This window comes from Streptomyces sp. NPDC037290 (assembly GCF_055603245.1).
The window spans coordinates 23,570-32,603 of sequence record NZ_JBVJVZ010000038.1; the positions used below are offsets into that span (position 1 = coordinate 23,570).

The following is a 9,034-nucleotide window of genomic DNA, read 5'->3' on the forward strand; positions in this document are numbered from 1 at the left end:
TCTGGGCGACCGGACGGTGCTGTCGGGCATTCTGTGCATGCTGTACACGGGCACTTTGTGGAGTTCCAGCCCCAGGGACCGGGCTTCGATTCCGGCATGACCTGCTGGCGACGCCTGCGCGACTGGAACGACGTGGGTTTCTGCCGGCGTCCGCATGAATCGGCCGCCGGAGGGCCGTCGCGGCCTGCTCATCTTCGGCGCCGGCTGCTGCCTCCGCCGCCGCAAGACCACCGGAGCCACCACGTAGCGGACCTCTGACGATCCCTCCGCTCTGACACTGAACGGTCCCTCCCGCACCCTATGGGGGAGGGACCTCTGCCCTTCTCCTCATGGCGTGTAGATGTAGCTGAGGAGGAAGGGGGCATGGCGGGGAAGCGACGGTCGTACGATGCGGCGTTCCGGGAAGGCGTTGTGAGGATGATCCCGGCCGCTACGGCTGCAGACCGCGTGTCTGGTCTTGGTTCAGCAAGTCGGGGTCATCGGCGCCGTGTGAAATGGCGCGCTCCGTCAGGGCTTGCCCCCTCGCCGCAGGAGTGCACGCTTTGGGTGAGGGTGTCTGGGTGCTTCTGGTTGCCCTGGTAGACGGAGTCGCCGCTGTACATGGCGGTGACGGTGTGTGGGCCGGTGGACCCGAATGAGGCGGCCATTGCCGCGAGAGCGCAGTTGGTGGAGCCGGCAGGTGCGAGTGCTGCGGTGCCGAGGGTGGTGTGAGTTCTGGTGTCCTGGAATTTGATCGTACCGGTGGGCACTGTGGTGCCGGTGGGGCAGACGAGGTCGGTGAGAACGACCTGCTGACCTTTTGCGGAGGGGTTCGGGTACGAGAGCGCGTAGGTTTTGACCGGCTTCTTGCCGGTCGTGTTGCCAGCCGTGTAGCTGATGACGACGACCGGGGTGCCGCTGGTGTCCGCGACTGCGGTCATCGACGCGGCCTTCGACGTCACGAACGACGAACCCGCACCCCCACCCCCGCCTTGGAAAGTAGTGCCGCCTCCGGCTCCGCCACCGTAGTAGCCACCTCCACCGCCGCCCCCGGCGGCGCTGTATGTGGCGGTGCCGTCCTGGCCCCCGGCCCCGAGCGTGCCTTGCGAACCCGGAGCGCTCCCACCTCCGCCCCCGCCGCCGGTGTTGCCGGCGCCCCCGCCTCCGCCCGGACCGTTATGGGGAATGTCGTCTCCGTGTCCGGGTCTGCTGCCGAAGGAGCCGCCACCGCCACCGCCACCGGCGACGTTTGCTGCGGCTCTTCCGCCGGCACCGCCCGTACCTGGCGCACCGCCGCCGGTGTTCGCACCACTACCGCCGGTTCCACCAGCGGTGTTGAAACCCCCACCGTTCTGCCCTCGGCCACCGTTCACATCGCCTTGACCACCGGCTCCGCCGGGGCCCGCTCCCGTCCCTCCGCCGCCACTACCGAAGTAGTTGGCACCGCCGCCACCACCAGCGGCGACGAGGAGACGAGTGTCATGCGTGGCCAGGGCGACACTTCGGGGAGCGGTGCGGACATCGCTGGCACCGCCACCTCCGCCACCGACCGGGTAGAGTCCGGCACCGCCGGTACTGCTCCCGCCTCCGTTGAAGCCGCCGGTTCCGGTGTTGCCTCCGCTGCCGCCGACTTCGACGTACAGGGTGCTGCCGGGGGTGACCGGGACGCCGGTCGCGGTGACCCGCGCCCCATGTCCTCCGCGCCCGCCCTGGTGGTGGGCGCCCCCTGTGCTGTAGCTGGGAGTGCCGCCGGTGCCGCCCACTGCGGTAACGGACACCGCGGTGACGCCGGCAGGGACCGTGAACTTCTGCTCGGCACCACGCGAGGTGAACTTGCAGACAGTAGTGGTGCCGGTGGTTGAGCAGGCACCCTGAGCGTAAGCGGTGCCGGACAACGTGACCGGGGCGATCCCGGCAGCCCACAGCACTCCGGCCGCAATGGCAAGTGCCGGACTACGACGGCCCGCCGAACTGGCGCGCCTCCCACACACACCCGAGACGCATGGCTCGACATCAACTAAGCGTACGGAAGTCACAAGCCTCTCCTCTGAGACAGAAGGGAAAGCGGCCTAGAACCGGCAAAACGCGTCCCGCTTGAAACAAGGGGCAGCGGGGCTGAGGCTGCGAGGGCATGACGCTCTCCTGTTCCGGCAGAACCGGCCCATCGGTCCGGGCATGATGCAAGCGTGCCGCAAAGAGGCCAACCTGGCAGATTTTCTCGCGGGCACCGGTGGCATCACGGTGCGAAACGGCTCGCCTCTCCGAGATGATCTACGGCTACGAAAATCTTGCCAGAGCCACATCAACATGTACGCGGACAGTAGCGCTGGAGCTGAGCCCTGGCTCACCGCATCGACAGCCTTCTCCTTGACGAGTTGCGCGGGGAACGCCTCCTTGGATGTGCTGGACAGCTCGGGGGCGTGGCAATCCCCTGGGGGTGTGGAGTCTTCGGCTATGTGCCTTGAGTCTGTAAATGGGCCCTGCACGCTCCGGGTTGAACCTGTTTGCGACGCCGGTCCTGGGACAGGACGGCGTCATGCACAGGGACCTGAACGTCGATCTGTGTTGTCGCGAGGTCGGCTTCTGGCTTCCGGACGCACGGTTTGTTCAAAGGGACCGCGTCAGCCATTCGCTGGAACCGGCGCCGGTGGGATGCGGATGGTCGGACGTGTATGCGACTTCGATGGAGTGAGGGTCGCTCGGATCGCGCATCGCCCCATCGAAGTCGATCACACCGTCGAACTCGTTGCCGGCGGGAAGTCGTGCGGCAGGCACTCCCGCTGCGCACCGGTCAGGTTCACGTGCAGGATGGTGTTCACGATCTCACCGGTCATGCTGGATGGTGAATTGACCTGATCGATAAAAAACGCACCAAGATCACCACGTGCCCTATGTCAACTTGACGACGTCATTTGAACAGGCTTGTCTGGTAACAAAAGGGCTGGTCAACCGGTGTGAATACCCTGCCGTGAGAGTCGGGCGCTGATGGCGGTGCCGGGATGTATGTGGCCTGGACTGCGATCGGGTGCCGGGGATCGGATGCGTGAGGGCTGCGGCTGGCCGCAAGAGAAGCTTTCAGGAAAGAGGCCAGGAGATGTCGGTTTCAGATCAGACACGCTTCCCGTCGGAGTCGGGTCTGCCCTTTTTGGATGTGACGGCCCCCGGCTTCAGGTGGGGAGATCCAGTGGTTGCGGCGGCGAGGGAGCAGTACGGGGCAGTCAACACCCCGCTGGGGCCACTGGTATTACGCTACGCGGAGAGCGCGGAGCTGCTCCGGGATCCCCGGCTCACCACGAACTACCGGTACTCGCTGGAGCGGGCCGGGATCACCAGTGGGCCAGCCTACGACTTTCTCAAGGCCTCGTTCCTGGCCAAGACCGGTAGGGCTCGTCGGCGGCTGCATCGGCAGGCCCTGCTATCGGGCACCCAGCAGGTGGTCACCGGGCTACGGCCCCTCATGTGGTCGACGGCGCAGCAGCTGGCCGACCGGCTGGCTGCGACGGGGGAGGCCTGCGACTTCAATGCGGCGTTCACCGATCCGCTGCTGAAGACAGTCACCTGCCGGCTCTTCGACGTCCCCGCCGAGGACGCCGACCGCTTCCACCGTTGCATCAGTAGTGGTGACGCCGCCCTGGTCTTCGTGCACGACCGTAACCAATTACCTCGCGTGCGGGAGTACCTCACGGAACTGGCCGCTTGCGCCGCAAGCCTCGTCAGCCATCACCAGGCGCACCTGGGCGACGATCTGGTGTGCAGCCTCATCAGCGCCCGGCAGCGCGAAGGGTTGCGCAGCGAGGAGGAGCTGCACGGCGTGCTACATATGCTGATGCTTGCTGTCTGGGACAATCCGTTCAACCAGCTCAGTCTGGCTATGGCCGCCTTCGCCAAGCACCCGGACCAGTGGCGGCTGCTGCAGCAGCGCCCCGAGCTGGCCACACGAGCGGTGGAGGAAGTCCTGCGCTGGTCACCCCCCTCCGCATTGATCATCAGATACGCCGCCGAGGAGTTTGACTACCGGGGCTTGCACATCCCCGCCGACAGCCACGTATGCCTGAGCGTGCACTGCGCGCAGCGAGACCCGCGCGCCTTCGCCCACGCGGACACCTTCGACATCACAGCCGAACACACGGCCCCCCTGCTGCTCTTTGGCGGCGGTCTCACCTCCTGCACAGGTACGGCCCTTGCCCGCGCTGTGCTCACCGAAGCCCTCGCCGCACTCACCAGCCGTCTGGGCCCACCCCAGATCGCCGACCGCACAGCCGGGCAGCCCACGCCCACCGACACCGGACTGCCATCCCTGCGCCTACGCTTCGGCTGAACCGGATACGAACACGCTCCGGCCGCGACCGCGCAGGCCGCCGGTTCCACCAGCGCGACCAGCGAACCCACCGCCGCCCCGACGGGCGCGTCCCGCCCCTGAGGCTCATGGCCCTGTGAGACCGCCACCCCGGGCCTGCTCGGCGCCGTATTCGGTCCGACCAGCATCCGTGAGCAGGCTTACGCCCACCGAGTTCTGCCGCTCCTGACCCCGCGAATGCCGCTGCTGGCCGATGGCAGACGATGCGGAGAATGGCCAACGCAAACGTGGTGCGGATCGCCGGCCTCGGCCGCCACGGGAAGCATCATCAATATCCACCGCGTCTCGGAGCGTTCGCGTGGATCATCGTGAAGACGATTCCTGCGATGCAGAGCTCTGCCAAATAGGTGGTGGCGGTCTTCTCGTAGCAGGTGGCGACTCCGCGCCACTAAACGTCGAGCGGTTGATACACCGCTCGACGAGCAAGCCGTACCGGACACATGGACGACTCTGGGGTTTCATCGAGCGGGACGACGGCGGCCCGGACGTCCTCGCCGAACTACTTCAGCATCGCCAGTCAGGAATACGGGAGTTCCGCGAGGGGGTCAGAAGGCCAGGCTCGGCATTATGCAGGGCCACAAGGGCTTGCAGGTGGAGAACATCCGCCCCCGACAACGCCGGACGCAGAAAAGCCCCCGGACGGCTTCCCAGCGTACGGAGGCTGTCCGCCCCGCCTACCCCGTGCACAGGGCAGGCGGGGCGGCCCATGGAGGTGCCGCCCGGCATGAGTGGGTGGGGCTCCAGCCAGGCGGCACCGGATCATGATGGCAGCCCGCCGACGGCCGGCCGGTCTGGCACGTGAAGATCCCGAGGCGTACCTGAAGCCCGGCACAGGGCTTTGAGTAGCGCGGCGACCGGACCGGGCTGAACCTGAAGACAGGGCAATCCAGTCAGGAGGCAGCCATGGAGGATCGGACGGACTTGGTGGCGACGGTGCCCAGCGAACGACTCGAGGAAGTCCTCAACCTGCTGCGGAGTCTCAAGCCGGACGTCGGTCCCGTGGCAGTCACTCTTCCCAACGATGACTCCCTCGCCGACGTCATCGCTTCATTTCCCAACGACGTCCGTGGCGCCTTGAAGAAGCGTCTCGACCCGCTCGGCGTCGAATACGACGTCAGAATGCCGCCGGTAGATGATCTGTGGTGAGCCACCCCGCAGATACCCATGGCCCGCAGCCAGTCCCGCGAGGAGCCACCCTTGCCAGGGCCCTCACACAGTCCCGCCCAGCGACAGGCTTCCGATCCTCCCTGGAGGTGCGTCGGCCGGGCAGCGGAGACTCGCACACCGCCCAGCCCATAGACGGGGGCCGCCCCGGCGAGGGAACGGGACGGCCCTCTTCAGCGTTAATCCGATCCGCCGTCAGGAGTTCTCTGGAATCCGGACCGAAGGCCTTCTCGTAGCGTGGAGTCCCCGACGCTGGGAGAAGTTGAGGTTCGTGGCGTCCGAGCCACAGAAGTGTGACGCGGAGTTCGTTGTGTTGTACGGATCGTGATCGGGCCGGGAAGCCGATGCTGGAGGTCGCCGGGGATCTCGGGAGCCATCCTGCGACGCTGCACAGCCGGGACTCACGCAGAAGGAGGAACGGTTCGGCCTCCTTCGACCGGCCCGTGCCCGCCGCTTTGGACGGCCGTGGGATACCAGCCTCTCATTGTGCGGCCGACTTTGAGGTCTCGGCTCCGCCTTCACCTCGAGGACCCTCTCGCTGCGGCCAGCCGAGGCGCGTTTCGCCTACGGCGGGTGCAGCGGCGTCGCCAGCGCACCTCAACGGCCAGTTCGACCGCGGCGCAAGCCAGGAAGGCGAGCTCCCCGCCGAGGGCCAGCATCGTCCAGTCGCGGCTTGTCATACGGCGTCTTTCCCGTTCGTGGCGTCTGCGCCGGACACGATGCTGTCGAACACTTCTCTGTCGGCGCGGCGGGCGTCGAGCGTGTCGGCGGCTTGGATGAGCAAGCCGCCGATGTTGCGGGCACGGTCAGGGCCGAGTGACAGGTGCGCGTTCAGTTTGTCGGCGTATTCGGCGACGAGGTGTACAGCGAGGGGATTGCCGCTTGCGTCGTCGAGGCTGGGAGTGCGGACGGTGATGGTGTGGGGGTCGTGAGGGCCGGTGTTGATCCAGTATTCGGGGCTGTGGGGCACAGGGGCGTCCCTAACAATGTGAGGCGGTCCGGGAGGACCGGGTGGGGCTGACGGTGTGTTGCCGTTTATGGCTCGAGGAGAATGGCCGCCCGGTCCCCCGGGACGCGTGGACCACTGAGCTTCTTCAGAGTGGCCACCGATCGGGTGACGGCTGCTCCGCAGAAGTTGGCGGCCTGCGCAGGTAGAGGTCCCAGTCAACGTCTGACGGCTGATCACTCCAGGGGGTGTCCGCTGAAGATGCTCACCGATTAAGAACTGCGGTCATCGCGGGTCAGGGACCTGTCGGCGGAGTGTTTCTGCGGACCACGAAACGCTGGTCACGAGGGGTACGGAGCGACGGGCTTGAGCATGATGCACGAGCGGATATGGGTCGGTGTCCACATCGGACGAGGGGCACCACTGGGCGGTGGCGGTCGACACCGACGGCGAGACCTTGTTCTCGCCGAAGGTGCTCAACGACGAGTCGCAGATCCTCGCCCTCGTCGAGACCGCCCGGGAGGAGACCCGCGAGATCCGCTGGGCGGTGGACATCTCCGGCCGCGCCTCGACTCTGCTGCTGGCCCTGCTGGTCGCCCACGGCCAGCACGTCGTCCACGTGCCCGGCCGTACCGTCAACCGCATGTCCGGCGCCTACCAGGGCGAGGGCGAGACCGACGCCAAGGACGCGCGCGTCATCGCCGACCAGGCCCGCATGCGCCCCAAGGGCTTCGCCCGGCTGAACACACCGCCCGAGCTGGTCAGTGCGCTCCAGCTGCTGACCGACCACCGGGCCGACCTGATCGCCGACCGGGTGCGGCTGATCAACCGGCTGCGCGACCTGCTGGTGGGCATCTGCCCGGCCCTGGAGGGTGCCTTCGACTACTCCGTGGCCAAGGGCCCGCTCGTGATGCTGACCGAGTACAAGGCCCCGGCCGCCCTGCGGCGGATCGGCACCAAGCGGCTCACCACCTGGCTGGAGCGCCGCACGGTCCGCGGCGCTGACACCGCCGCTGTGAAGGCGGTGGAGGCCGCCCAGTCGCAGACGGCTGAACTGCCCGGTGAGAAGCGGGCCGCGAAGCTGGTCCGCGGCCTGGCCCACCAGCCCCCGGCCCTGGACTGGCGGATCAACGACTACAACCGCGAGGTCCGCGAGACCTTCCGCGCCGACATCATCGAGCCGATGCCCGGCATGGGCCCCATCCTGGGCGCCGAGCTCGTCGCCATCGTCGGCGACTTGTCCGGCTACCTCGACGCGGGCCGTCTTGCATTCCATGCCGGCCTGGCTCCGGTCGCCCGGGTCTCCGGCCGACGGACCGGCAACTACCACCGGTCCAAGCGCTCCAACCGGCGCCTTCGCCGGCTGTTCTCCATGCCGGCCCGGACCGCGATGATGCGGCCTGGCGCATCGCGGGACGACTACCTCAAGCAGCGCGGTGAAGGGATGATCCACACCCAGGCCCTGCTCGCACTCGCCCGCCGCAAGGTCGACGTGCTCTGGGCGATGCTGCGTGACAAGAGACTCTTCACCTCCGCTCCACCGGTTACGCAAGCGGTTTGACACGATCATTGAGATTCTCCTCAGGCACAGTGCTACGGCTATGGGAGTCGGAGTTTTCTGCCTGATGACGTTGCGTCTGCACATGGTGTGAGCGAGGTCTTCGGCTGCCCGCGCCATGTTCCCGGGACCCGTCCCTGCACGGCACGGGTTGGTGTCGCCGGTGACGCACCCGGGGTGGGAAGGCGATCACCTCGGCCGGTACTCGGAGACGGCCGTCAGGTGATGCCGGGTCCGGAAATTCGGTAAGGCCTGGATGAACAAAGTGAGGAACTTCTGACTGACCTGAGTAAGCAATCCTTCATCGCGCCTTCGTGATGGCGGACGGGCTGCACGTGGCCAGTAGTGGCCCACAGCTGTCGATGATCCGGTAGGACGGCCCGAAACCTAGAGTCAGCGGCCGACGGGCCAGTCACCCACGCTTGCCCTTGTACTCTGGCACGGTGGCAGCGTCCGCCCAGCGCTGCAGCTGGTGGCCCTTGAGAAGCCGGACGCTGCCCTGGCGGGAGACTCAGAGTACGTCCGTCTGTTCGTCGATCACGCCGGAACGCTGCCCGTATCAGCGCCCAGCCCTGTTCCCAGTCACTCGTTGGAGAGCTGCTCTGGTCCTCACCAGCGGGTAGCTGCCCGAGACATTCCGCTTCTGAGGGAAGCTCAACGGGCCTGGGAGATCTTGAAACAGGCCGGACTCCAATCCGGCGCCCGAGCGCGGCGCCAGCAGGTGACCGACTTCCCGCGCTCCCGGGCTGATGCCCTGCTGGCCTGGGACTTCTTCGAAGCGGTTGCCCTGAGCGGTGCGCGTCTGCATGAGCTCGCCAGCACCACTCCGCCCAACCACCTGAGAACGCCACGTCAGCTGGCGTTCGGATCAGGTGGTCCGTGTCACATGAACAGTTCGAGGGGCCGCGTAACGCGGGAGACGTTCGAGGGTCTTAAGACCGTGTCCTATGTGGTGAGGCGGACGAGTCGTTTGTAGCAACAGAGGGCTGCGGCGAGGCCGAGAAACGCCAGGTAGTTACGGGGGTGGCGT

At 66.9% G+C, this 9,034-nt stretch carries 4 protein-coding genes and 1 pseudogene; 3 read left to right on the forward strand and 2 right to left on the reverse strand.

Annotated features, from left to right (window positions below; genetic code table 11):
- Window positions 1-476 precede the first annotated feature (476 nt).
- A complete protein-coding gene (locus tag ACZ7HQ_RS41985; RefSeq protein WP_471001950.1) occupies window positions 477-920 on the reverse strand; it encodes an Ig-like domain repeat protein in 444 nt (147 codons plus the stop codon).
- Window positions 921-3,073: 2,153 nt separating this feature from the next.
- Between ACZ7HQ_RS41985 and ACZ7HQ_RS41990 the strand changes: the two genes are divergently transcribed.
- Both ACZ7HQ_RS41990 and ACZ7HQ_RS41995 read left to right on the forward strand, forming a co-directional pair.
- Window positions 3,074-4,297 carry a cytochrome P450 gene (locus tag ACZ7HQ_RS41990; protein ID WP_471001952.1) on the forward strand — a complete coding sequence of 408 codons (1,224 nt, stop codon included), beginning with the start codon at window positions 3,074-3,076 and terminating at the stop codon, window positions 4,295-4,297.
- A 942-nt stretch (window positions 4,298-5,239) separates the two neighbouring features.
- Window positions 5,240-5,482, forward strand: a complete 243-nt coding sequence (locus ACZ7HQ_RS41995; protein ID WP_471001955.1) for a hypothetical protein — start codon at window positions 5,240-5,242, stop codon at window positions 5,480-5,482.
- 694 nt (window positions 5,483-6,176) lie between these two features.
- On the opposite strand, the gene ACZ7HQ_RS42000 is transcribed toward ACZ7HQ_RS41995, so the two are convergent.
- On the reverse strand, window positions 6,177-6,470 hold the full coding sequence (locus ACZ7HQ_RS42000) for a hypothetical protein (RefSeq protein ID WP_471001958.1): 294 nt from the start codon (window positions 6,468-6,470) through the stop codon (window positions 6,177-6,179).
- Between the two features lie 342 nt (window positions 6,471-6,812).
- Here ACZ7HQ_RS42000 and ACZ7HQ_RS42005 point away from each other — a divergent pair.
- A pseudogene (locus ACZ7HQ_RS42005) lies at window positions 6,813-8,007 on the forward strand (IS110 family RNA-guided transposase).
- Window positions 8,008-9,034: the final 1,027 nt, after the last annotated feature.

Excerpts from the sequence above, each read along its gene's own strand:
- ACZ7HQ_RS41985 (WP_471001950.1), bottom strand. The coding sequence starts at position 920 with ATGACCGCAGTCGCGGACACCAGCGGCACCCCGGTCGTCGTCATCAGC.
- ACZ7HQ_RS41990 (WP_471001952.1), top strand. The coding sequence starts at position 3,074 with ATGTCGGTTTCAGATCAGACACGCTTCCCGTCGGAGTCGGGTCTGCCC.
- ACZ7HQ_RS41995 (WP_471001955.1), top strand. The coding sequence starts at position 5,240 with ATGGAGGATCGGACGGACTTGGTGGCGACGGTGCCCAGCGAACGACTC.